The sequence below is a fragment of the Mesorhizobium sp. B2-1-8 genome (assembly GCF_006442545.2).
In the GTDB taxonomy this organism is placed as follows: Bacteria; Pseudomonadota; Alphaproteobacteria; order Rhizobiales; family Rhizobiaceae; genus Mesorhizobium.
Genome location: NZ_CP083952.1, coordinates 3,938,274 through 3,963,105, shown reverse-complemented (window position 1 = coordinate 3,963,105; position 24,832 = coordinate 3,938,274). Strand labels below are relative to the sequence as shown.

The window sequence follows — 24,832 nt, the reverse complement described above, 5'->3', positions numbered from 1 at the left end:
ATGCTTTCACGGCATTTCCAAGCCCGTGGCCGGAATATGGGAAGCAACGCGCCCTTTGCAACGAATTTGGACGGGACGAGAGCCGCCCATCCTCGTGAATCTCAGCCTGCAATGCTGCGATAGGCTTCGGCGATATCCAGGAAATCAGCCGCTTTCAGGCTGGCGCCGCCGACCAGCGCGCCATCGACATTCCGGACGCCCAGCAGTTCCACCGCGTTGGACGGCTTGACCGATCCGCCATAGAGAATGCGCATTCTAGCAGCGGCGGTCCCCAGCTTTTCCGACAGCTTTTCGCGGATATGCGCATGCGCTTCAGCCACATCGGCGGCGGTTGGCGTCAGGCCGGTGCCGATCGCCCACACTGGCTCATAGGCAATGACGGTGTTGGAGTGCGTCGCGCTTGGCGGCACCGAGCCGGCCACCTGGCGCGACAGCACCTCCAGCGTGGCTCCAGCCTCACGCTCCTGCCGCGTCTCGCCGATGCAAACGATGGCCACCAGCCCGGCACGCCAGGCCGCGGCGGCCTTGGCCTGGACCGTCGCGTCGTCCTCGCCCCTTTGTTCGCGGCATTCGGAGTGACCGACAATGACATGGCTCGCACCCGCGTCCTTCAGCATCTCCGCGGAAATACAGCCGGTATAGGCGCCGCTTTCCTTGCTATGGCAGTCCTCACCGCCGGCATGGACAGGCGTGCGTGACAGGATCTCCGCAGCATGGGAAAGCAGCGTCGCGGGAACGCAGACCAGTGCTTCGGTCTCGGCGTCGAGCCCGCTCATGAAACCGTTGCCGATCATCCTGAGCTCGTTCAGCGAGGCGCTGGTGCCGTTCATTTTCCAGTTGCCGGCGACAAGCGGGCGAATTCCTGGCGTCATGGTGTGCTTCTCCGGGCGATATCAGGCTCTGGCCCTCACTACCAAAATCAGGCCACAAAGCAATCGACAGTGGACCGGAAGGGCGCTATTGCGCTTGTTTCAGACTCGGCGCACGCGAAAATGCGCATAAATCGGAAGTAACCATGCTTGGTGTATTGAGAAACGCGGCGGGTACCTGGGTCGCGAAGACACTGCTTTCGCTGCTGGTGGTCAGTTTCGCCGCCTGGGGCATCTCTGGACGGCTGATGGGTGGCTTTGCGGGCCACGATTCGGTGATAACCGCTGGTGGCACCAAGGTATCGATCAACGAATACCGCCTTGCCTATGACCGCCAGCTTGCCGTCATGTCGCAGCAGTTCGGTCAGCGCCTCACTCATGAACAGGCAAAGGCGCTCGGCATCGACAACCAGGTGCTGGCGCAGCTCGTTTCGGGCGCCGTTCTCGACGAACAGGCACGCAAGCTGGGCCTCGGCCTGTCCAAGGACCGGCTGGCCGAACTTACCCGCGAAGATCCGGCTTTCAAGGGCCCTGGCGGTCAGTTCGACCGACGGACATTCGACTACATGCTGCACGAGGTCGGCATGCGGCCCGAGGATTACCTGAAGAACCGCGCCCAGGTGGCGGTGCGCCAGCAGATCGTCGAGGCGGTCTCGGACGGCCTCAAGGCCCCGGATACGTTCTTCAAGGCGGTCGCGCTCTACCGCGGCGAAGACCGCACCGTCGATTATTTGACGTTGCCGAAGACGCTGGTCGAGCCGATCGAGGCGCCGAGCGACAGCGTGCTCCAGGCCTATTTCGAGGCCAACAAGAAAACCTACGCCGCGCCTGAATACCGCAAATTCTCCTATGTCCGCCTGGAACCGGTGGACATCATGGATACGACCGCGGTCACCGACCAGCAGGTCAGCGACGATTACAACAAGAACAAGGCACGCTACACCACGCCCGAATTGCGCACCATCGAGCAGCTTGTGTTCAAGACGCCGGATGCGGCCAAGGCAGCGCTCGATTCGCTCAAGGCCGGCGCCACCTTCGACAAGCTGGTGACCGCCGAAGGCAAGACTCCGGCCGACACGCTTCTTGGCACGCTCGCCAAGGACAAGATCGCCGACAAGGCTGTTGCCGATGCCGCCTTCGCGCTCAACGTCAACGAAGTCAGCCAGGTCGTTCAGGGCACCTTCGGTCCAGTGCTGCTGCGCGTGACCGAGATCAAGCCCGAGGTGGTGAAGCCGCTCGCCGAAGTATCCGACCAGATCCGCAAGGACCTGGCGCTGGGTGAGGCAAGCCGCATCCTTTTGGATGTGCATGATAACTATGAAGACACGCGTGCATCGGGCAGCTCGCTGGCCGACGCGGCCGCCAAATTGAAGCTTAAGGACATCACCGTCGATGCCATCGATCGCAGTGGCCTGAGGCCCGATGGCTCGATCGTCAAGGACCTGCCGGAATCGCCGTCGCTGATCAAGGCCGTCTTTGATGCGGAACCCAACACCGAAAACGAGGCGCTGACCACGGCGGACAATGGCTTCGTCTTCTATGAGGTCGGTTCGATCACACCGGCCCGCGACCGCACTCTTGATGAGGTGCGTCAGAAGGTTGTCGCCGACTGGACGGCTGCCGAGACCACCAAGCGGCTCGCCGCCAAGGCGGGCGAACTCGAGAAGCGCCTCAAGGCCGGCGCCACGCTCGACGTCATCGCCGGTGACCTCAAGCTGGAAAAGCAGACCAAGCGCGGCTTGAAGCGCGAAGCCGATGATGCCGATTTCGGCAAGCAAGGCGCCGCCGTGATGTTCGGCGTCGGCGAAGGCGGCACCGGCTTGATCCCCTCGCCTACTGGCGACGGCCAGATCCTGTTCAAGGTCGCCGAAGTGTTCGAACCAGCCGGCGCCGACGCCAGCTCGGTGCCGGACGACGCGCAGAAATCATTCACCTCCGGCATGTCCGACGACCTGCTCGACCAATTGGTGGCGCAGTTGCAGACGCAGTACGACGTCCGCATCGACCAGGCCGCCGTTGCCCAAGCCTCGACAAGATGAGCGCGCTGAAAGCCCATATCGCCAAGGTCGCGACCGGCACCGCCCTGTCCTTCGAGGAGGCCTGCGAGGCCTTCGACATCATCATGTCGGGCGATGCAACTCCAGGGCAGATCGGCGGCTTCCTGATGGCGCTGCGCGTGCGCGGCGAAACGGTGAACGAGATTTCGGGCGCTGTCGCCACCATGCGCGCCAAGATGCTGCGCGTCGATGCCCCTGATGGCGCCATCGACATCGTCGGCACCGGCGGCGACAATTCGCACTCGGTCAACATCTCGACGGCTTCCGCCTTCGTCATTGCCGGCAGCGGCGTGCCGGTCGCCAAGCACGGCAATCGCGGTCTGTCCTCGTTGACCGGCGCGGCCGACGTGCTGATTGCCCTCGGGGTCAAGATCGACATAGCGCCGGAGATTATTGGCAAGTGCATCCATGAAGCCGGCGTCGGCTTCATGTTCGCGCCGGCGCACCACCCGGCGATGAAGCATGTCGGTCCGGTTCGCGGCGAGCTTGGCACGCGCACCATCTTCAACCTGCTCGGCCCGCTTTCCAACCCGGCCAGCGTCAAGCGGCAGATGGTCGGCGTGTTCATGCCGGAATGGATCATGCCGGTGGCGGAGACGCTGAAGGCGCTCGGCACCGAGCATGCCTGGGTCGCCCATGGCGATGGCTATGACGAGATCACCACTACCGGCGAGACGCAGGTCGCCGAACTGGTTGGCGGCGAAATCCGCAGCTTTACGCTGACCCCGGAAGAGGTTGGACTGAAGCGCCATACCAAGGATGAGCTGCGCGGCGGCGATGCCGCCTACAATGCCAAGGCCTTGCGCGACATGCTGGGCGGCGCCGCCGGCGCCTACCGCGACACGGTGTTGATGAATGCCGGCGCCGGACTGGTGATTGCGGGCAACGCGACGACGCTCGGTGACGGCATCGCCATCGCCGCGCAGGCCATCGACAGCGGCCGGGCGCTGCAGGTGCTCGACCGGCTGGTCGAAATTTCGAACGGGTGAACCGTGTCTGACATTCTGCGCAAGATCGAAGCCTACAAGCGCGACGAGATCGCCGCCGCCAAGGCGCGCGTGTCGCTGGCCGAGATCAAGGCGCGCGCAAAAGACGCGGACGCACCGCGCGGCTTTCTCGCGGCGCTCGAAGCGAAGCGCAGATCGGGCGGCTTCGCACTGATCGCCGAGATCAAGAAGGCAAGTCCGTCCAAAGGGTTGATCCGTGCCGATTTCGATCCGCCGAGCCTGGCCAAGGCCTATGAAGAAGGCGGTGCGGCCTGTCTTTCCGTGCTGACCGATGCGCCTTCCTTTCAGGGCGCGCCGGAATTCCTCACCAGGGCAAGAGCCGCCGTCGCTCTGCCCGCGCTGCGCAAGGATTTCCTTTTCGACCCCTACCAGGTCTACGAGGCGCGGGCCTGGGGCGCGGACGCCATTTTGATCATCATGGCCAGCGTCGATGACGCCATGGCCAGCCAACTCGAATCGACCGCGTTAGAACTCGGCATGGATGCCTTGATCGAGGTGCACGACGAAGCCGAGACGGAGCGCGCGCTGAAACTGTCATCGCAATTGATCGGCATCAACAACCGCAATCTGCGGACATTCGAGACCAGCCTCGATACGTCGGAGCGGCTGCGGGCGATGGTGCCGGGTGGTCATTTGCTGGTCAGCGAAAGCGGCATCTTCTCGCATGTCGATTGCCTTAGACTGCAAAGGATGGACATCGGCGCCTTCCTGGTGGGCGAGAGCTTGATGCGCCAACAGGATGTGACTGCTGCAACGCGCTTGCTGCTCACGGGCAAGGCGTCCGATGCATCGGCCCGAAAATCGGAATCGATTTTCGGAGAGCACGATGCATAGAGTCAAAGTGATAGAGCACACTTTGTGCGTCCGAATGGACGCACGTCGCTCCATGGCGATTTGACGATGGCGGCCGGCCTCACTCATCTCAGTGCGCAGGGCGAGGCCAACATGGTCGATGTCGGCGACAAGGTCGAGACGACGCGCACCGCGATTGCCGAGGGTTTCGTCTCGATGCAGCCAGAGACGTTGAAGACCATCCTCGCCGGCAATGCCAAGAAAGGCGATGTGCTCGGCACCGCGCGCATCGCCGGCATCATGGCGGCGAAGAAGACGCATGAGTTGATCCCGCTCTGCCATCCCCTGCTGTTGACCAAGGTTTCCGTCGACATCGAGCCTGACCACGCGCTGCCCGGCCTGAAGGTCACCGCCTTGGCGCGCGTCACCGGCAAGACCGGGGTCGAGATGGAAGCGTTGACCGCCGCGTCCGTGGCCTGCCTGACCATCTACGACATGGCCAAAGCCGTTGACCGCGCCATGGTCATCTCAGGCATCCGGCTGGTCGAAAAGACCGGCGGCAAGTCCGGCGACTACAAGGCAGGTGCCTGATGGCGCTGGTTCCGGTCGCCGAGGCGCTCGAACGCCTGCTCGACGGCGCCATGCCGCTGGCCGGCGAAAGCGTCCCTCTCATCGAGGCGGTCGATCGTGTGCTGGCGCAACCGGTCGTGGCGCTACGCACCCAGCCGCCCTTCAACGCTTCGGCCATGGACGGGTATGCGGTGCGAACCGCCGATGTCGCGTCGGTACCGTCGAAACTCTCGGTGATCGGCAGGGCGCCGGCCGGGCGTGGCTTTGACGGTACGGTCGGCCAGGCACAGGCCGTACGCATCTTCACCGGCGCACCGCTGCCTGAAGGCGCCGACACCATCGTCATCCAGGAAAATGTCCGGGATATCGGCGGTGGCAACATCGAGGTGATCGAGCCCACCGCGGAGTGGCGCAACATCCGCCGCATCGGTCTCGATTTTTCCAAGGGCGACGTGGTGCTGGAAAAGGGGCGCGTGCTCGACCCGGCGGCACTGTCGCTGGCGGCATCGGCCAATCATCCCCAGGTGAGCGTGGTGAAACGGCCGCTGGTCGCCATCATCGCCACCGGTGACGAGCTGTTGCCGCCCGGAAGCCAACTCGGGCCGGACCAGATCATCTCGTCCAACGCTTATGGCGTCGTCGCGGCAGCACAATCGGTCGGTGCCCGCGCGCTCGATCTCGGTATTGCCGCCGACCGCAAGGACGCCATCGCCGGCCTGGTCAGGAAAGCGGTCGCGGCGAGCGCCGATGTCATCGTCACACTGGGCGGCGCCTCGGTCGGCGACCACGACCTGATCCATGACGTGCTGACCGGCGAAGGCATGACCCTGCGCTTCTGGAAGATCGCCATGCGCCCTGGCAAGCCGCTGATGTTCGGACGCCTCGGCGATATCAGATGCATCGGCCTGCCCGGCAATCCGGTGGCCAGCCTGGTCTGTTCGCAATTGTTCCTGAAGCCGCTTCTGGCAAGACTGGGCGGCCGCGCCTACCGTCAGGACATCCGCCCGGCGCGGTTGGGCACCGCAATGCCGGCCAACGACCTGCGCCAGGATTATGTGCGGGCGGTGGTCAGGGAAGACCACGGCGAACTGGTGGCAACGCCGTTCGGCATCCAGGATTCTTCGATGCTGAGGATGCTTGCCGACGCCAACGGGCTGGTCGTACGGCCTCCTTTTTCCGCTGCATCCACGGCCGGAGACGTTTGTAGCGTTCTGATGTTACGCTGAAGAATTTTCCCATAATGAGCTGATAACAAGACAAAAACGATCTCGGCTATTCCGAGATCAAGGTCCGCGTCAGCGCGTGCGCTGGATCGGCTAGGCCATCGACAACGTCGTAATGATGCCGGTCGGGTTCGACCACGGCGCTGGTGGTGGCGCCAAGCCCGGTCCAGATGTTGGCCAGCAACGCATTCTGGCGCAGAAATTCCGAGCGTTCACCCCCTCCGACCCAGCAAGTGATGCGGACACCATCCATGGGCCGCAGCAGTGCCGGGCTTTCCGTCAGCGCCTCATGCTCGTCGATCTTCAGCACCGCGTTCATGTCCGTGGGCATCAGCGGACGCAAATCATGCAAGCCTGAAATCGAAACGACATGGCGTATGCGCCTTGCAACATCTGGGACCAGAGGCGCTGTTTCGGTCACCATGCGGCTGGCGAGATGTCCACCGGCCGAATGTCCGGTCAGCATCAGTGGTCCCCCGACCATGGTCGCCGCCTTGCCGATCGCCGCCCCAATTTCGCTGACAATGCCGGCGATGCGTATGTCTGGGCATTGCGTATAGGACGGCATCGCCACGGCGAAGCCGCTGTCGACCCCGCCACCGGCGAGGTGCGACCACAAGCTCTTGTCGGTCTCCATCCAATAGCCGCCATGGATGAACACCACGAGTCCTCTGGGAGCGCTATTGGGAAGGAAAAGGTCGAACCGATTGCGCGGCCGATCACCATAGGCGATGTCGAGCCGTGCCCGGCCCTGCGCCGACAGTGCGTCACGAAACGCTTGCGCGGGTTCCGCCCAGGCGGCCGGCCAACGGTCGCTGCCGGCGATATTGGCGCCGTTGGCGTAGGCATTGTCCCAGTCGGCAATGCGATGGTCGAGCATCGGCACCCTCCCCGAAGCGGCATCGTTTCAACACTAGCAATGGCCGCCGCCACGTCTTGCGTCAATGCTCCACGGCAAAACATTTTAGGCTTGAAACAAATTTCGAGTGGTGCGATCCTGCCTACGGAACAGCCGACAAAATGGGAGGTCCGCTGTGCTGTCCGAACGTGTCGATGGTCACCTTTCCGGTGGCATGTCGACAAGGTGTTTTCCGGCTGCACGAAGCCTTTCGCGAGAGACAGGAATTCAGATCCACCGCCTCTGGTCACGTGTCCTGCACGCTGGCCGGGCAGCAGACAGGGACAGCGGCGACATGCTTGGGCCTTCAGCGCATACCGACACGTTCACGCGCGATCATCTGCCGCCGCCCGAGCAATGGCCGGACTTCCTGCTCGACGGCTTCGACTATCCAGAACACCTCAACGCCGGTGTCGAACTGACCGACAGGCTGGTCGAGAAGGGCCTCGGCGACCACACCGCCCTGATCGGCAATGGCCGTCGCCGCACCTACAAGGAACTGTCAGACTGGACGAACCGGCTCGCCCATGCGCTGGTCGAGAATTATGGCGTCGAGCCGGGCAACCGGGTGCTGATCCGCTCCGCCAACAACCCGGCAATGGTCGCCTGCTGGCTGGCCGCCACCAAGGTCGGCGCTGTCGTCGTCAACACCATGCCCATGCTGCGCGCCGGTGAACTCACCAAGATCGTCGACAAGGCCGAGATCACGACCGCGCTCTGCGACACCAGGCTGATGGACGAGATGACCGCCTGCGCCAAGGACAGCGCGTTCCTGAAGCAGGTGATCGGCTTCGACGGCACCGCCAACCATGACGCCGAACTCGACCGCGCCGCCCTCGATAAGCCTGTTACCTTCACCGCCGTCAGCACCGGCCGCGACGATGTCGCCCTGCTCGGCTTCACCTCGGGCACCACGGGCGTGCCGAAGGCTACCATGCATTTCCACCGCGATCTCCTGATCATCGCAGATGCCTACGCCCGTGAAGTCCTGCAGGTGACGCCCGACGACATCTTCGTCGGCTCGCCGCCGCTCGCCTTCACCTTTGGTCTCGGCGGGCTCGCCATCTTTCCCCTGCGATTCGGCGCGGCGGCGACGCTGTTGGAGCAGGCGACGCCGCCCAACATGATCCACATCATCGAGACCTACAAAGCGACCATTTCCTTCACCGCGCCGACCGCTTACCGGGCCATGCTGAAGGCCATGGACGAAGGCGCCGACCTGTCATCGCTGCGCGTTGCCGTTTCCGCCGGCGAGACCTTGCCGGCTCCGGTCTTCGAAGAGTGGACACGAAAGACCGGCAAGCCGATCCTCGACGGCATCGGCGCCACCGAAATGCTGCACATCTTCATCTCCAACCGCTTCGACGACAGGAAGCCGGCTTCGACCGGCAAGCCGGTCGGCGGCTACGAGGCGCGCATCGTCGACGACGACATGCGCGAGGTGCCGCGTGGCGAGACCGGACGGCTGGCGGTGCGCGGGCCCACCGGCTGCCGCTACATGGCCGATGACAGGCAGAAGGATTATGTGCGCGACGGCTGGAATCTCACCGGCGACACCTTCACACAGGACGAGGACGGCTTCTTCCACTTCGCCGCCCGTTCCGACGACATGATCGTCAGCGCCGGCTACAACATCGCCGGACCTGAGGTCGAGGCGGCGCTGCTGTCGCATCCCGATGTCGCCGAATGCGCGGTCATCGGCGCCGAGGATGGCGAGCGCGGGCAGATCGTCGAGGCGCATGTCGTGCTGGTGCAAGGTGTCTCGCCGGACGCGATGACCGTCAAGCGCCTGCAGGACCACGTCAAGACAATCATCGCGCCCTATAAATACCCGCGATCGGTCAAATTCATCGCAGCCCTGCCCAAGACCCAGACCGGCAAGATCCAGCGCTTCCGGCTACGCACGGAGAAAATCAATTGAGCGAGCCCTACGATCCGGCGTCCGAAGGTGCTGAGATGTCGTTCAACGAACGCATGTCCTACAGCGACTATCTGCACCTGGAGAAAGTGCTCGACGCGCAGGCGCCGCTGTCGTCGGCGCATGACGAGATGCTGTTCATCATCCAGCACCAGACATCGGAACTCTGGATGAAGCTCGCCCTGCATGAGATAGGCGCGGCGATCCGCTCGATCCGTGCCGATCGGCTCGAGCCGAGCTTCAAGATGCTGTCGCGCGTCGCCCGCATTTTCGAGCAGTTGAACAATGCCTGGGACGTGCTGCGCACGATGACGCCCAGCGAATACACCGAGTTCCGCGACGCGCTCGGCCAGTCCTCGGGTTTCCAGTCCTGGCAGTATCGCGCCATCGAGTTCATGGCCGGCAATCGCAATCTCGCCATGCTCGGGCCGCACAAGCACCGGCCGGACCTCAGCCAGAAGCTGGAGGTGATCCTGGCTGAGCCGTCGCTCTACGACGAAGCGCTGCTGCTTCTGGCGCGCAACGGCTTCGATATTGGCGCGGACGCAAAGCGCACGGACTGGCGCGAGACGCGAACGGAGAACGAAGAGGTCCTTGTAGCCTGGCAGACGGTGTACCGCGATCCGCAACGCTACTGGATGTTCTACGAACTGGCCGAGAAACTGGTCGATTTCGAGGACTACTTCCGCCGCTGGCGCTTCAACCACGTCACCACGGTCGAACGCATCATCGGCCTGAAGCGCGGCACCGGCGGCACATCGGGCGCCTCCTACCTCAAGAAGATGCTCGAGGTCGTCCTGTTTCCGGAACTCTGGAACGTCCGTACCCGGCTTTGAACTCTTTGTTTTGACGCAATTCCCGTGGGAAAACCGCGTCACAGTTTTCCCGCAGGAATTGCGCCGACTTTTCACGTCACCGCCGTCTTGACCGCGAAGCGCGCATCCTTCCAGGCGCCGGTGCGCAGGATATCTTCCAGCACCTCGACCGCCTGCCATACATCGGCGTAACCGACATAGAGCGGCGTGAAACCGAAGCGGATCGTCGACGGCGCACGGAAATCGCCGATCACGCCGCGCTCGATCAGTGCCCGCATCACCTGGTAGCCGTGCGGGTGGAGGAACGACACCTGGCTGCCGCGCTGCTTGCCATCGCGCGGGCTTTCCAGTTCCAGGCCGTAGGCGCCGCATCTGGTCTCGACGAGCTGGATGAACAGATCGGTGAGCGCGATGCTCTTCTTGCGCACCACCGCCATGTCGACATCGTCCCAAAGGTCCAGTGCTCCCTTGAGCGCCCGCATCGACAAGACAGGCTGCGTGCCGCACAGAAACCGGCGGATGCCGCTGCCGGCCGCATAACCCTGTTCGAAGGCAAAGGGCCGCGCATGGCCCCACCAACCGCTGAGCGGCTGCTGGACTCTATCGTGATGACGTTCGGCGGCGTAGATGAAGGCTGGCGCGCCCGGACCGCCATTGAGATACTTGTACGTGCAGCCGATGGCGAAATCGGCATTGGCGCTGTCGAGTTCGACCGGCAAGGCGCCGGCAGTATGGCAGAGATCCCAGACGACCAGCGCACCGACCTGATGGGCCTTGCACGTCAGTGCCGCCATGTCGCGCAGCTGGCCGGATTTGTAATTGACATGGTTGACCAGGATGACCGCAACGCGCTCGTCGATCAGTTCCTCGATAGTCGGCGCATCGACGCCCTCGAGCCGCAGCACGGTGCCGGGCCGCGTCGAGGCCACGCCTTCGGCCATATAAAGATCGGTTGGAAAACTGTCGCCCTCAGCGACGATGACCGACCGGTCCGGCCGCATGCCAAGTGCGGCATGCAGCACCTTGTAGATGTTGATCGAGGTCGTATCGCAGACCACCGTCTGACCGGCCGCCGCACCGATCAGCCGTCCCAACTGGTCGCCAAGCGCGACCGGCATGTCGAACCAGCCGGCGGTGTTCCAGGCGCGGATCAAATCCTGCGCCCACTCCTGCGTCGCTGCCTTCTGCAGCTCGTTGAAAATCGCGGGTGCCGCGGCGCCGAGCGAATTGCCGTCGAGATAGATGACGCCTTCCGGCAAAATGAACCGGTCGCGCATGGCACGCAGTGGGTCCGCCGCGTCCATGGCTTCGACGGCTGCTAGATCGAGCGTTGCGTGCATGATCTGTGACATTCCCTGGTTATTCACGTCCTGGTTACTCACGAATGGCTTCGCGTACCGGTGCGGCTCCCCGGCTGCGCTTCAGGCTGGGCAAGGCAAGCATGGCCAGCACGAACAGGCCCGTTGCAAGCTTCAGATCAGGCGGCGGCATGCCGGCGGCGAGGCAGAACGACACCAGCTGGTAGTAGATGATCGCGCCTGCGAAGGGTGCCAGCAACTGACGCCAGACCGTCTGCTTGCCGACGACTGCCTCGCCGATCATCAGCGCGGCAAGGCCGTTGATGAGAATGCCCAGGCCCATATTGACGTCGGCGAATCCCTGCGACTGCACCATCAGCGCGCCGCTTGAAGCCGAAAAAGCGCTCGCCAACCCGACACCGCCTATGGTCGCGGCCCAGACATTGATGCCTTGCGCCTCGGCCATGTCAGGATTGGCGCCCACGGCACGCACGGCAGTCCCCTTCTCGGTCCTGAAGAACATGTAGAGCAGCATGAAGGCGACAAGCGCGAGAAGACCCGCGACGGCGATCTTGCTGGCGGGGAAACCCGGCCGCGCGAACGGCACCCAGTCGAACACCGTCGGCGACCCGAACACGGAGAGGTTGGACTTACCCATGATCCGAAGATTGATGCTGTAGAGCATCGTCATCATCAGGATGCCGGCAAGAAGCGTGTGGATGCGGAAGCGCAGATGGATGAAGGCAGTGCAGCAGCCCGCCGCGAAGCCGGCAACGAGGGCGGCAGCGATGCCCATCAGCGGCGATGCGCCGGCGGCAAGGAGAACGCCGCAGACGCAGCCGCCCAGCGGAAAAGCGCCTTCGCTGGTGAGATCGGGAAAATTCAGCATCCGAAACGGGATCATGATCCCGAGCACGACAAAGGCCAGGATCAGGCTTTGCGCCAGGGTGACCGGCATGATCGCGACGAAGCTGGTGAGAACGTCCTCGATAAAGCCCATGATGATCAGCTCGCCAGCAGCATGCGGTCGGTCTTGACGGAGAAATGGCCGATCAGATCGATAACCGTGACCCTCGCCTTCTCTTCGCCTGTGACCTCCAGGAGGACACGGCCGGCGTCGAGCATGATCACCCGGCTGCCATAGTCGACGGCGTGTTGCATGTTGTGGGTCACCATCAAGGTCGTCAGCTTCAATGCGCTGACGGCGCGCACCGTTGCCTGCATGACGATCTCGGCCGTGCGCGGATCGAGTGCCGCGGTATGCTCGTCGAGCAGCAGCAGGTCCGGCGATCCGCCGACTGCCATGATCAGAGACAGGGATTGCCGCTGCCCGCCCGAGAGCAGGTCGACGCGCGTGTCGAGACGATTTTCGAGGCCGAGGCCCAGTATCGACAGGCGCTCCCTGTAGGACGCAAGCCGGGTGGCGTTCAGCCCCTGGCGCAAGGTGCGCTTGCTGCTGCGCAAATCAGCCAGCAGCATGTTTTCCGCGACCGTCATGCTGGCGGCGGTACCGCGCATCGGGTCCTGGAACACGCGAGCCAGTTTCGCGGCGCGCTTGTGCACGGGCATGCCAGTCACATCGGCGCCGTTGATCAGGATCTGGCCGGAATCGAGGATCAGGGCGCCGGAAATGGCATTGAGCATGCTGCTCTTGCCGGCTCCGTTGGAGCCGATGACGATGCCGAACTCGCCCGTGGCCAGCGACAGGCTGAGACCGTCCAGCGCGACCTTCTCGTCGGCCTGGCCCTTGTAGAACACTTTGCGCGCGGATCGGATCTCGAGCATCGTTCCTCCCTGACCTCAAGGTGACGGCGTCCGCGCCGTCACCCCTGCTGCCCCGATGTCAGTCGACGATGCAGCCGCAATCGGCCATCGAAGCCGGTATCTCGATGCCGAACGCCGCCATCGCCTTGCGCGAGATCGTCGCCATGTGGTCCTTGTAGGCGGGGCGCGACGGCGCGATCGTCTTGGGGTCCTTGCCCTTCAGGATTTCGGCTGCGATGTTGCCGGCGTTGATACCGACCTGCGTATAATTGACCGCGAAGCTTGCCGGCACGGTGCCGTTGCGGACCGCGCTGTCATCGGAATTTACGACCGGAATACCGGCCTGGCGGGCAGCCGCGGAGACAGCGGCGATCGCCGGCTGGATCAGGTTCGAAGCCGGGCCGTAGATCACGTCGGCCTTGCCGGCGAGCGAGGCGATGCGCTGCTGGATGTCATTGACGTTGTCGATGCCGACTTCCACGACCTCGAAGCCGGCGGCGGGTGCCGCCGCCTTGATCTTTTCGACCAAGGCAACGTCGTTGGCCTCGCCCGGATTGTAAGGCACGCCAAAGCGCTTGGCATTCGGCAGCAGCTTCTTGGTGAAGGCCATTACCGCGGCGACGTCCTGCAGGTCGCTGGCGCCGGTCATGCCTTCGTCTCCGGAGTCCCATGACGGTACCAGCTTGGCTGCCACCGGATCGGTGACCGCGGCAAAGACGATCGGAATGCCGGAGCCCGCGAGCGCCTTCTTGGCAATCTGCGAGACCGGCGTGGTGATGGTGTAGATCAGCTTGGGCTGCTCCGCCTGCAGCTTGGCGATCATCTGCGGCACCAGCGATGCATCGAAATTCGTATGGCTCTCCGTATAGACGACGTCCTTGCCCTCGACGAAGCCCTTGTCCGTCAGCGCCTTCTTGAAGCCGGCTATGGCGGCGTTGAGCTGGGGGTGCTCGCCGAAATTGGCGATGCCGATGCGTATCTGATCGGCGGCGGCACTGCCGGCATTCACCATCAATGCGCCGGCCAGGAACAAACCCGACAACCAAGCGGATTTCGACTTCAACATCATTTCCTCCCAGATTTGATCAGCGCCGCTTGGAGCGCGGCTACTGCAGCGATCATTGTCAATCCGCCGGCCCGTGTCAAATATTATATATAATTCTTGCCACGCCCCGACATCATATATAATTTTTCACTGCCAGACGACGGATGGACCGCGATGCAGGATCAAACCAGCTCCACAAAGACGGAGGCAGCCTATCAGCTGTTGCGGCGCGATATCCTGACCACGCGCCTAATGCCCGGCGCCCCGCTCAAGCTGAGTGCGCTGCGCGGTACCTATGGCGTTGGCTGGACGCCGTTGCGAGAAGCCTTGTCGCGGCTCGAGGCCGAACGCCTTGTCACCGCCATCAGCAATCGCGGCTTTACCGTGGCTCCGGTATCGCGGGCCGAACTGGAGGACCTGGCGCGCGCCAGGATGGTGGTCGAGATCCCCCTATTCCTCGAATCGATGGAGAAAGGCAGCAAGGAGTGGGAGGATGCTGTCGTCACCGCCCACTACCGGCTCTCCCGCTGCAAGACCGCGGTCGACGATCCCTCGGATGCGGCCGTCGACAAATGGGACGAGAACCACGAGGCTTTCCATGCGGCGCTGCTGAGCGCCGCCACATGCGATTGGCTGCTGCGTTTCCGCTCGACAATCTCGGATCAGCTGCGCCGGCATCATCGTTTTCTTGGTCTGGCGCCGACATTGCGGGCCGCGGCTGGCCTCAAGGATGGCTATGAAGAGGCGATGGAGGCACTGCGTGAAGCGATTGCGATCGAACACCATACCGCGATCATGGAAGCGGCACTCGATCGTGACGTCGAGCGGGCCAAGGCGCTGATGACTGCGCATATCGGCTACACCCTGCATGTCTATGTCCACAGCGAAGACAGCGGCGCGACCGAGTACGCCGCCCGCGCCGGCAGCTTGAAAGCTGTCGCCGGATGACTTCAGCGCTTCCGCGACGCCTGTTCGCACGCACTTGATCGGAGCCGGCCGGACGCCTGGATCCGTCGCTACCCCGAAGCTACAATCGTTGGCGTTTTGGTTTCGTTTCGTTCCGCGAATAATGGATCCATAATTTTTACGATCCATCCCCGGAAAAGCCCTCAAAAAGACTGATGCCAAGCCTCGGCGGAGGATGGGCCACAGCCCATTAACCAAAACGATTTCAATGTCCTTGCCGACAGCGGAAAGGGTCGATTGCCGTCCGCTGTCGCGGGCAAAAAACTTCAGACGCCTTAACAAATTCATTAAACTTTAAACGGTTGCGGAACACAACTGGAACAGATAGTGTTTGTTCTGGGTTTGTTTTTCGATTCTGGTTCAGACCTTCGTTCACTGCCTTGGGGGCCGCCATGCTGACACGCAAGCAACATGAACTGCTGATGTTCATCCACGAACGGCTCAAGGAAAGCGGGATACCGCCCTCTTTCGACGAGATGAAGGAAGCGCTCGATCTTGCCTCCAAGTCGGGGATCCATCGCCTGATCACGGCGTTGGAGGAACGCGGCTTCATTCGCCGGCTGCCCAACCGGGCGCGCGCGCTGGAAGTGCTGCGGCTGCCGGACTCGATCGCGCCGGGCCTCAATGCGGCGAAGAAGTTCTCGCCAAGCGTCATCCAGGGCAGCCTTGGCCAAGGCGGTCTCGGCCGCCAGATCAGGCCGGCGGCGGCGCCTTCTCGCCTGCCCGCGGCCGGTAACGACGACGATGCGGTTTCAGCCGTGTCCATCCCGGTCATGGGCCGTATCGCCGCCGGTGTGCCGATCGATGCCATCCAGCATCAGACGCATTCGATTTCGGTGCCGCCGGACATGATCATGGGCGGCGAGCACTATGCGCTGGAGGTCAAGGGCGACTCGATGATCGAGGCCGGTATCTTCGACGGCGACACGGTCATCATCCGCAATGCCGATACGGCAAGTCCGGGCGAAATCATCGTGGCGCTGGTCGATGAGGAGGAAGCAACGCTGAAGCGGTTTCGCCGCAAGGGCGCTTCGATCGCGCTCGAAGCCGCCAATCCAGCCTACGAAACACGCATCTTCGGGCCAGACAGGGTCAAGGTGCAGGGCAAACTGGTCGGGCTGATAAGACGCTACTGAACCGGTTTGCCATCGGGTTTGTCAGGCTTTTTATAGGGCGGCAGCCCCCTCGCCTCGCGTGAGAATTTTCGCTGCTCGTGCCAGGGCCGGTATGGTCCGTCGACGGCGAATTCGATCGCAGCCGGGCTCGTGGCCGACTGGGGATCGAAGAAGACGGCGGCACTCCCCTTGCGGGCCAGTTGCCGTTTCGTGACAACGAGAACCAGCGGATTGTGGCAGGCGTCATAGGCGGTCGCGTCATTGACGACGATCAGGTCGGCGAAGGCGCAGGCCTTCCAGGTGTTCTTGCGATCCTCGACATAGGCGATGATCGCGCCGGAGGGGTGCCTGGCAAGACACAGGCCTTCACGGCAATAGAACGGCGATCCCTGCGGCAGGTCGGTGGGAGCGGCGATATCGAATTGCCCGTCCGTCTTGTCGAACATTTCCGGTTTAACGATTGTTTCGGAGATCAGGGCGCGTTTCCAGTTTTCGGCTGCGAATTCGTTCGGACGTTCCCGGTTGACGGCCAGTTCGCCATTGCCGATTGGCATTGCGACCAGCCGCGCGTCTTCCGAGATCAGCACGTCGGGCGTGCGCGTGTGCGACACAGTCAACAGGCCGGCAAGCGCGAACGGCAGCGCGGCAAGCCGCAGCCAGGTCGTCGCCATCGTCGCGATGACCAGCGCGACGGTGACCAGCAGCACGGATTGCTGCGAGATCAGCCCGACCCCATCGATCGGAGAGCGCTCCGATATCCACGCCGATACGGCGATCATCGCCGTCAGGCCCTTGCCCATGAGGTAGAGAGCCGGCCAATCCAACCCGAACGGCATCAGCAACGCGCTGGCGACAGCCAGGAACATCACAACCGATACGATCGGCATGACGGCCAGATTGGCGAACAGGCTGAGCGGCGACACCCGCTGGAAATGCCAGATGGCAAACAGCGCCGTTGCGCTGCCGGCGATGATGGATGTCATTGCCAATCCACCTGTCGCCAAGAGGAACTTTCGCGTCAGGAACCCGGGCAGGGATCGCTTTGGCGGCGGTGGCCTCGTCTTTCCCGCATGGTGGTCGGCCCAGCCGGCATAGGCGCCGACCAAGGCCGCGGTTGCCGCGAACGACATCTGGAAGCTCGGGCCGACGACCTCGTGCGGGGAAACCAGGATGACGGCGATCGCCGAGATCGCCAGATTGCGCATGGTCAGTGCCGCGCGATCGAACAAGACGGCGACCAGCATCACCGCCAGCATGATGAAGCTGCGCTCGGCCGCAACGACGACGCCGGAAATGACGAGATAGGCGGCGATCGAGAAAAGTGCGGCGGCCGCCGCATATTTCTTCACCGGCCGGCGCGCGGAAAAGCCTGGAAACAGCGCGAAGACGCCGCGCAACAGGCCCATGATGGTGCCGGCCACCAGCGCCATATGCAGTCCCGAAATGGAGATGATGTGATAGATGCCGGTACGCCGCATCGCTTCGTTGATTTCATCGGGAATCCCGGCGCGCACGCCGACGATCAGCGCCGCCGCGATCTCGCCTTCGGCGCCGCCAATGCTGCCCCTGATATGGTCGGCGATGGCTTCGCGGGCATTTTCGATGCCAGAAAAAAGGCGTGCCGGCAGCGGCATCTCACCGTCGTCGGCGGAGACAACGGTTGGATTGCCGAGAAAGAAGCCGCTGCCGCCGATGCCGGCGAAATAGCTGTCGAAGGAGAAGTCGTAGCTGTCCGGCCGCACCGGACCGGTCGGCGGCAGCAGTTTGGCATAACCTGTGACAAGCGAGCCGGCGGTCATTTCCGGCGGTATCTTGCGTGCAGAAAGCCGGACCCTTTCCGGCGCATAGCGCAGTTTCGGGCGGGCCGTCGAAATCACGTCCATGGTCAGCCGGATGCGGCCGGTCTCCATTTCTTCGAGCGAGACCACGCGGCCGGTCAACTGCGTCGAGATTTCCGAGCCCAGCATCCGGGTTCCGGCTCGCCATGTTTCGACCTTCGCCGCGAGCAGGCCAAGCACACACAACAGCACTGCCATGAAACACAGATGGGTTTTCGGCCAAGAGCGGGAGACGAAGGCACAGATCGCTGCCAGCATCACGGCCGCGACGAGCTTTGCAAAATCGGGCTCGGACGCCAGCGAAAAGTAGCCGATCGCCCCGACAGCCAGGCAGACCGGCACCAGCAGGAAGGCGATGCCCCGGTCGAGTTCCAACTCCGCCGCCTTGGTCACGCCGTGACGCAGGCGAGGCAAGGCTATCAGGCCGATTTGCCGGCGCACGCGCACAATCCTGCGCGCGGCGGGAGACGGAGTTGGCGTCGGGCTGTCCGCCTGCGGCGGCTGGGTTGCCGGCGCAGCCACGAGCGGCGATGGCAGTGGGATCGCCGGAGGCGTCGCAAACAGGGACCGCTCGCTGACGCCGACAATGGCGCCCTCGCCCCGATCCGAGCCCCGGCCTCGTCCAGTCATCGGGTCTGCCCCTTGCGCCCTCGACACCCTATGCTACATGAACGCGCGACGCGCGAAAGTCCGCGCACTCCGCACCCAGCTTCAGACGTTCTCCGAGAGTTTCATGCCCGACAAGGTCATCACCCGTTTTGCCCCCTCGCCGACCGGCTATCTGCACATCGGCGGCGCACGCACGGCGCTGTTCAATTGGCTCTATGCCAAGCACACCGGCGGCACGATGCTGTTGCGTATCGAGGACACCGATCGCGAGCGCTCGACCGAGGCGGCCACATCAGCCATTCTGGACGGACTGACCTGGCTCGGCCTGTCATGGGACGGTGACGCGGTCTCCCAATTCGAGCGCGCGCCGCGTCACCGGGAGGTCGCCGAGGAACTGGTGCGCCTGGGCAAGGCCTATTACAGCTACGAGACTTCTGCCGAGCTCGAGGCGATGCGCGAGGCAGCCCGCGCCAAGGGCCTGCCGCCTCGCTATAACGGCCACTGGCGTGACCGCGTCCCGTCGGAGGCTCCCGCCGGCGTCAAGGGCGCCATCCGCATCAAGGCACCGACCGAGGGCGAGACAGTGGTGCAGGACCGGGTCCAGGGCGAGGTGCGCTTCCCCAACAAGGATCTCGACGATTTCATCATCCTGCGCTCGGACGGCAACCCGACCTACATGCATGCCGTCGTCGTCGATGACCACGACATGGGCGTCACCCACATCATCCGTGGCGACGATCACCTGACCAACGCCGCGCGCCAGACCGTGATCTACAACGCCATGGGCTGGGACGTGCCTTCGATGTCGCATATCCCGCTGATCCATGGCGCCGACGGCGCCAAGCTGTCGAAGCGCCATGGCGCGCTGGGCGTCGAGGCCTACCGCGCCATGGGCTATCTGCCGGAGGCGCTGCTCAATTACCTGGCGCGGCTCGGCTGGAGCCATGGCGACGACGAGATCATGTCGATCAAGGACATGATCTCCTGGTTCGATATCGGCGACGTCAACAAGGGCGCGGCGCGCTTCGACTTCGCCAAGCTCGAGGCGCTGAACGGCGTCCATATGCGCCGCATGGCCGATTCCGAATTGTTCGACATCTTCATCGCCACCTTGCCTTATCTGGAGGGCGGCCCGGCGATGGCGGCGCGCCTCGACGAGAAGAACAAGGCGCAGTTGCTGGCAGCACTTCCAGGCCTGAAGGAGCGCGCCAAGACGCTGGTCGAGCTCGTCGACGGCGCCGGCTTTCTGTTTGCCACGCGGCCACTGCCGATCGACGACAAGGCGGCTCTCCTGCTCAATGACGATGCTCGCAAGATCCTGCGTGGCGCTCACGAAGCTTTGAATGCGCTGTCCGGCGACTGGACAGCGGCCACGGCCGAGGCCGCGATCCGCGACTATGCGCTGGCCGGCGGCCACAAGCTTGGTGCCGTGGCCCAGCCGTTGCGGGCCGCTTTGACCGGCAGGAGCACCTCGCCGGGCGTGTTCGACGTGCTGGCCGTGCTGGGGCGCGGGGAAAGCCTCGCGCGCATAGCGGATCAAATCGATTAGGAGCAAACTGGCCCAAGAAGAAACTGGCCCAAGAAGATTGGCATTGAAAGGCGCGTTTCGCAGTGCAACATTAGGCCCTGGCCCAATCTGGCACGCACCTCCTAGAATGCGGTGGCGAATACGCGCATTGCGGTGATTTCGACGTGTCGCTCTGCGGAATTTGCCTTTGCCGGCATGAGGAAACAAGAAGGAGTTTGCAATGACCGAAGCTGCGAAAAAATTGGATGTAGGCGGTCAGGAGGCCACGGCAACGCTGGAATTCGCCGGCAAGACCCACGAATTCAAGGTGCGAAGCGGCTCGGTCGGACCTGACGTCATCGACATCGCCTCGCTCTACAGCACCACCGGCGCCTTCACCTATGACCCCGGCTTCACCTCGACGGCAAGCTGCGAGTCGGAGATCACCTTCATCGATGGTGATGCCGGCATCCTCCTGCATCGCGGCTACCCGATCGACCAGTTGGCCGAACACGGCGACTTCCTCGAGGTCTGCTATCTCCTGCTCTACGGCGAACTGCCCACCAAGGCGCAGAAGGACGATTTCGATTATCGCGTGACGCGCCACACCATGGTGCACGAGCAGATGTCGCGCTTCTTCACCGGCTTCCGCCGCGACGCGCACCCGATGGCGGTGATGTGCGGCGTGGTCGGCGCGCTGTCGGCCTTCTATCACGACTCGACCGACATCTCCGACCCGTACCAGCGCATGGTTGCCTCCATGCGCCTGATCGCCAAAATGCCGACGATCGCGGCCATGGCCTACAAGTACCACATCGGCCAGCCTTTCATTTACCCGAAGAACGAGCTGAATTTCGCCGCCAACTTCCTGCATATGTGCTTTGCCGTGCCCTGCGAGGAATACAAGATCAACCCGGTGCTGGCGCGCGCCATGGAGCGCATCTTCATCCTGCATGCCGATCATGAGCAGAACGCTTCGACTTCGACCGTTCGTCTCGCCGGCTCCTCGGGCGCCAACCCCTTCGCCTGCATTGCCGCCGGCATCGCTTGCCTGTGGGGCCCGGCCCATGGCGGCGCCAATGAAGCGGCGCTCAACATGCTGGGCGAGATCGGCCATGTCGATCACATCCCGGAATTCATCGCCCGTGCCAAGGACAAGAACGATCCGTTCCGCCTGATGGGCTTTGGCCACCGCGTCTACAAGAACTATGATCCACGCGCCAAGATCATGCAGAAGACGGCGCATGAGGTCCTGGGCGAACTCGGCATCAAGGACGATCCGCTGCTCGACATCGCGATGGAACTGGAAAAGATCGCGCTGACCGATCCCTATTTCATCGAGAAGAAACTCTATCCGAACGTCGATTTTTATTCCGGCATCACACTGAAGGCGCTGGGCTTCCCCACCACCATGTTCACCGTGCTGTTCGCGGTCGCCCGCACGGTCGGCTGGATCGCGCAGTGGAAGGAAATGATTGAGGATCCGCGCCAGAAGATCGGCCGCCCGCGTCAGCTCTACACCGGCGCGCCGGAGCGCGACTACGTGCCGATCGCCAAGCGCTGAGACAAGTTGGTAGTGAGTAGTGGGTAGTGAGATTGGAGAATGTGCTAACTCACTACTCACTACTCACTACTGCCTACTCACTCTCTTCCTCTCTTCACGCACCCCATCACCACCTGCGCTGCGATCTCACCGGACGGCTTGTCCGTTGCCATGCGCCGTGAGATCTCGGCAAACCCATCTTTCTGCCAGGCGCGCATGCCACTGTCGGCCAACAGCGCTTCCAGCTGGCGCGCCAGATTGTTCGGTTTGACATACTCGTTGTAAAATTCCGGGATCAACGCGCGATCCGAGATCAGGTTGGGCAGCAGGGCCGACCAGACGGAAACGAGATACGGCGCGACGACACGCGCGACCGGGTCGAGCCGGTAGCAGGAGATCATCGGCACCCCGGACAATGCCAGTTCCAGGGACACGGTGCCGGACGCGATCAACGCGGCGTCGGCCTTGCCAAAGGCCTGCCATTTGCGCTCGGGCTCGAGGATGATCTCGGGTTTCTCGTCCCAGCGTGTGACTGCGGACCGCACGGTATCCGCGACATGCGGCACCGTCGGCAGCATCAGGCGGAGCCGATGCCCGCGAGCCCGCAACATCGACACGGTCTCGCCGAACGGCTCGAGCAACCGCCGCACCTCGCCGCGCCGTGAGCCGGGCAGGACAAGCAGCGTCTTCACGCGGTCTGGTGAAAGATCACGCGGCTGGCCTTGAGCCTTTGCCGCCGAGAGCACGCCCGGATCATGCGTCAGGCGATGCCCGACATAGGTGCCGGGCGGACCACCCAGCCGATCGAGTTCCTTCACCTCGAACGGCAGGATGCACAGGATGTGGTCGACATAGGGCTTCATCGCCACCGCCCTGCCCGGCCGCCATGCCCAGACGCTCGGGCAGACATAGTGGACGATCGGGATCGACGGGTTGGCCGCGCGCACCTTCTTGGCGACGCGCAGCGAAAAATCGGGGCTGTCGATGGTGACGAGGCAGTCGGGCTTGGCGTCCGCAACGATCCCCGCCAGCTGGCCGATCCGCCGGACTAGGCGCGGCAGGTCACGCAGGACGGCACTGAACCCCATCAGCGCGACCTCGCCGGCGTCGAACGGCGAAACCAGCCCGAGCGCCTGCAGATGGCGGCCGCCGAGCCCGACGAGTTGCACCTCGCGACCTGTTGTCTGGCGGAGCGACCGGACGATGTCGGCGCCAAGCAGGTCGCCAGACTCCTCGCCCGCGACGATCGCGATCTTCAGCGCCCTGTCAGCCATGTTCGGACTCCGCTGCGGCCAGGCCGACGATGAACAGCCCAAGGTCATTGGCACACGAGAGAGTTGCGGGGCCTTCGAGGATCAGGGAGCGTCCCGCCTCGACGGCAATGCCGGCAAGCCCCGCGGCATGCGCTGCCTCAACCGTCTGTGGCCCCATGGAAGGAAGATCCGCGCGCAACTCCTGGCCAGGCTTGGCGCATTTGACCAGAACGCCGCGCGTCTTGCCGGCGATACGGCCGTGGCCGCGCAGCAACCTGGCGCGGTCCAGCAATCCGGCCGTGCCCTCGATGCCTTCAAGCGCAATGGTCCGGCCGCCGATCGCGATCGCCGCCTGGCCGATATCCAGCGCCCCGATGGCCTTTGCCGCGGCGAAACCCGCCTCGATGTCGCGCCAGTCCGATTTCTGAGGCGCGGCCCTGGTCAACACCCCTTCGGCGGCGACAAGGCTCGGCACGATCTCGTGGGCGCCCACGACCTTTATGCCCCGAGCCTCTAGCCCGCGCGCCACCACCTTGAGCAGCCCATCATCGCCACGCGCCAACGCCATGACAACGAGGGGTACCACGGCGAGCAGGCTGAGGCTTGGACGCAGATGTGTCAGTCTTGGCCTTCGCTTTATCTCGCCGGCAAGCACCAGATGGGTAATCCGGTTGCGCTTGAGCAGCGGAACGAGCGATCCTATCGCCTCCAGGGCAAGGGTCTCATGCTCATACTGGCGCAGCTCCGCCAGGCGGTCGGCCTCACCGTCCATGAGCACGATGAAGGGCGGATGACCCTGTTCGGCCAAACCGGCAGCGACTTCGACCGGAAGGCTGCCGCCGCCGGCAATGATGCCGACCCTGGCATCAGGCGGGAGACCAAGACCAGCCGCGGCTGTCTCAGCCTTCGTCATCGGTATCGTCGCCATCGCCGCCCTTGAGCGATGGCACCGCATAGTGCCGCTTGCCGCGACTGCTGATGAAGTCGATGATCTTCATCGCTGTCGGCGACGAGGCGAACTCCGCTTTGGCCAGTTCGATGTTCTCGCCGACTGTGCGGGAGCGGTCGAAGATCGTCTTGTAGGCCTTGCGCAGCAGATAGATCTCGGACCGCGGCAGACCAGCGCGCTTGAGGCCGATGATGTTCAAGCCGCGCAAGCTGGCGCGGTTACCGACCGCGATGGCATAGGGAATGACATCACCGACAAAAGCCGAGCACCCGCCAAGAAAGGCGTTGTCGCCTACACGCACGAATTGATGGACGGCGCTGAGGCCGCCGATATAGACATTGTTGCCGATCTCGCAGTGGCCGCCCAATGTCGCCCCATTGGCGAAGGTAGCGTTGTTGCCGACGACGCAATCATGGGCGATGTGGGCGTAAGCCAGAAAATTGCCATTGTCGCCCACCGTCGTCTCGCCGCGGCTGGTGTCGGTGCCGACATGCATGGTCACGCCTTCGCGGATGGTGCAGTTGGCGCCGATGACGAGTGTGGTGCGGCCGCCCTTGTGCTTGGTGTTCTGCGGCGGTCCGCCCAAGATGGCCATCGGATAGACCTTGGTCGACGCTCCGATAGTGGTCGCGCCCATCACCGAGACATGGCTGACCAGTTCGACACCGTCACCGATCACAGCGTCGGCGCTGACATGGCAGAACGGCCCAATGCGCACACCCTGGCCGATTTGGGCGCCTTCTACCACGACGGAGGAAGGATGGATTGACGTCTTGATTTTCATAAGCACTCGATC

21 protein-coding genes are annotated in these 24,832 nt (G+C 63.4%); 11 read left to right on the top strand and 10 right to left on the bottom strand.

Translation table 11 applies throughout. The features are described from left to right. Positions 1-101: 101 nt before the first annotated feature. The gene (tpiA, locus tag FJ970_RS19365) at positions 102-872 is read right to left on the bottom strand and encodes a triose-phosphate isomerase (RefSeq protein WP_140757441.1); all 771 of its coding nucleotides are present in this window, start codon (positions 870-872) and stop codon (positions 102-104) included. A gap of 143 nt (positions 873-1,015) precedes the next feature. On the opposite strand from tpiA, the gene FJ970_RS19360 reads away from it, so the two are divergent. From FJ970_RS19360 to glp, 5 genes are all read left to right on the top strand, one after another. Beyond that, the gene (locus tag FJ970_RS19360) at positions 1,016-2,908 is read left to right on the top strand and encodes a SurA N-terminal domain-containing protein (protein WP_140757442.1); all 1,893 of its coding nucleotides are present in this window, start codon (positions 1,016-1,018) and stop codon (positions 2,906-2,908) included. Next, positions 2,905-3,915, top strand: a complete 1,011-nt coding sequence (trpD, locus tag FJ970_RS19355; protein WP_140757443.1) for an anthranilate phosphoribosyltransferase — start codon at positions 2,905-2,907, stop codon at positions 3,913-3,915. Before FJ970_RS19360 ends, trpD begins: the two co-directional genes overlap by 4 nt. 3 nt (positions 3,916-3,918) lie before the next feature. Next, the gene (gene trpC, locus FJ970_RS19350) at positions 3,919-4,767 is read left to right on the top strand and encodes an indole-3-glycerol phosphate synthase TrpC (protein ID WP_140757444.1); all 849 of its coding nucleotides are present in this window, start codon (positions 3,919-3,921) and stop codon (positions 4,765-4,767) included. 66 nt (positions 4,768-4,833) lie between these two features. Further along, positions 4,834-5,316: a cyclic pyranopterin monophosphate synthase MoaC gene (moaC, locus tag FJ970_RS19345; RefSeq protein ID WP_140757445.1), complete on the top strand. Its 483-nt coding sequence runs from the start codon at positions 4,834-4,836 to the stop codon at positions 5,314-5,316. Then, a complete protein-coding gene (gene glp, locus FJ970_RS19340; RefSeq protein ID WP_140757446.1) occupies positions 5,316-6,521 on the top strand; it encodes a gephyrin-like molybdotransferase Glp in 1,206 nt (401 codons plus the stop codon). The genes moaC and glp overlap by 1 nt, the downstream gene beginning before the upstream one ends. A 46-nt stretch (positions 6,522-6,567) precedes the next feature. On the opposite strand, the gene FJ970_RS19335 is transcribed toward glp, so the two are convergent. Further along, the gene (locus FJ970_RS19335) at positions 6,568-7,398 is read right to left on the bottom strand and encodes an alpha/beta hydrolase (protein WP_140757447.1); all 831 of its coding nucleotides are present in this window, start codon (positions 7,396-7,398) and stop codon (positions 6,568-6,570) included. 313 nt (positions 7,399-7,711) lie between these two features. Between FJ970_RS19335 and FJ970_RS19330 the strand changes: the two genes are divergently transcribed. Together FJ970_RS19330 and kynA are read left to right on the top strand one after the other, a co-directional pair. After that, entirely contained in the window at positions 7,712-9,337 is a 1,626-nt protein-coding gene (locus FJ970_RS19330; RefSeq protein WP_140757448.1) for an AMP-binding protein, read from the top strand. Further along, positions 9,334-10,170 carry a tryptophan 2,3-dioxygenase gene (gene kynA, locus FJ970_RS19325; RefSeq protein WP_140757449.1) on the top strand — a complete coding sequence of 279 codons (837 nt, stop codon included), beginning with the start codon at positions 9,334-9,336 and terminating at the stop codon, positions 10,168-10,170. Before FJ970_RS19330 ends, kynA begins: the two co-directional genes overlap by 4 nt. Before the next feature lie 71 nt (positions 10,171-10,241). Here the strand turns inward: kynA and kynU are convergent, their stop codons facing one another. Genes kynU through FJ970_RS19305 form a run of 4 tightly spaced genes read right to left on the bottom strand, consistent with a single transcriptional unit; the run spans position 10,242 to position 14,277 of the window. Next, entirely contained in the window at positions 10,242-11,489 is a 1,248-nt protein-coding gene (kynU, locus tag FJ970_RS19320; protein ID WP_140757618.1) for a kynureninase, read from the bottom strand. Positions 11,490-11,523: 34 nt separating this feature from the next. Continuing rightward, positions 11,524-12,447: an ABC transporter permease gene (locus FJ970_RS19315; protein WP_140757450.1), complete on the bottom strand. Its 924-nt coding sequence runs from the start codon at positions 12,445-12,447 to the stop codon at positions 11,524-11,526. A 5-nt stretch (positions 12,448-12,452) separates the two neighbouring features. Then, positions 12,453-13,232: an ABC transporter ATP-binding protein gene (locus FJ970_RS19310; RefSeq protein WP_140757451.1), complete on the bottom strand. Its 780-nt coding sequence runs from the start codon at positions 13,230-13,232 to the stop codon at positions 12,453-12,455. 58 nt (positions 13,233-13,290) lie between these two features. Continuing rightward, complete coding sequence (locus tag FJ970_RS19305) at positions 13,291-14,277, bottom strand: ABC transporter substrate-binding protein (protein ID WP_140757452.1); 987 nt, start codon at positions 14,275-14,277, stop codon at positions 13,291-13,293. A 153-nt stretch (positions 14,278-14,430) separates the two neighbouring features. On the opposite strand from FJ970_RS19305, the gene FJ970_RS19300 reads away from it, so the two are divergent. Both FJ970_RS19300 and lexA read left to right on the top strand, forming a co-directional pair. Beyond that, entirely contained in the window at positions 14,431-15,204 is a 774-nt protein-coding gene (locus FJ970_RS19300; protein WP_140757453.1) for a GntR family transcriptional regulator, read from the top strand. Positions 15,205-15,614: 410 nt separating this feature from the next. Beyond that, positions 15,615-16,358 (top strand): transcriptional repressor LexA, encoded by a 744-nt coding sequence (gene lexA, locus FJ970_RS19295; protein ID WP_140757454.1) that lies wholly within the window; start codon positions 15,615-15,617, stop codon positions 16,356-16,358. Here lexA and FJ970_RS19290 read toward each other — a convergent pair. Next, complete coding sequence (locus FJ970_RS19290; RefSeq protein WP_140757455.1) at positions 16,352-18,805, bottom strand: ComEC/Rec2 family competence protein; 2,454 nt, start codon at positions 18,803-18,805, stop codon at positions 16,352-16,354. The two genes, lexA and FJ970_RS19290, sit on opposite strands and share 7 nt — an antisense overlap. 103 nt (positions 18,806-18,908) lie before the next feature. Here FJ970_RS19290 and gltX point away from each other — a divergent pair, with 103 nt between their 5' ends. Together gltX and gltA are read left to right on the top strand one after the other, a co-directional pair. Further along, a complete protein-coding gene (gene gltX / locus FJ970_RS19285; protein ID WP_140757456.1) occupies positions 18,909-20,333 on the top strand; it encodes a glutamate--tRNA ligase in 1,425 nt (474 codons plus the stop codon). A 199-nt stretch (positions 20,334-20,532) separates the two neighbouring features. Then, a complete protein-coding gene (gene gltA, locus FJ970_RS19280; protein ID WP_027029024.1) occupies positions 20,533-21,855 on the top strand; it encodes a citrate synthase in 1,323 nt (440 codons plus the stop codon). 77 nt (positions 21,856-21,932) lie between these two features. Here gltA and lpxB read toward each other — a convergent pair whose 3' ends face one another. Genes lpxB through lpxA form a run of 3 tightly spaced genes read right to left on the bottom strand, consistent with a single transcriptional unit; the run spans position 21,933 to position 24,820 of the window. Continuing rightward, positions 21,933-23,108 carry a lipid-A-disaccharide synthase gene (gene lpxB / locus FJ970_RS19275; RefSeq protein WP_140757457.1) on the bottom strand — a complete coding sequence of 392 codons (1,176 nt, stop codon included), beginning with the start codon at positions 23,106-23,108 and terminating at the stop codon, positions 21,933-21,935. Beyond that, positions 23,101-24,015: an LpxI family protein gene (locus FJ970_RS19270; protein ID WP_140757458.1), complete on the bottom strand. Its 915-nt coding sequence runs from the start codon at positions 24,013-24,015 to the stop codon at positions 23,101-23,103. Before FJ970_RS19270 ends, lpxB begins: the two co-directional genes overlap by 8 nt. Continuing rightward, on the bottom strand, positions 23,987-24,820 hold the full coding sequence (gene lpxA / locus FJ970_RS19265) for an acyl-ACP--UDP-N-acetylglucosamine O-acyltransferase (RefSeq protein ID WP_140757459.1): 834 nt from the start codon (positions 24,818-24,820) through the stop codon (positions 23,987-23,989). Before lpxA ends, FJ970_RS19270 begins: the two co-directional genes overlap by 29 nt. Positions 24,821-24,832 lie beyond the last annotated feature (12 nt).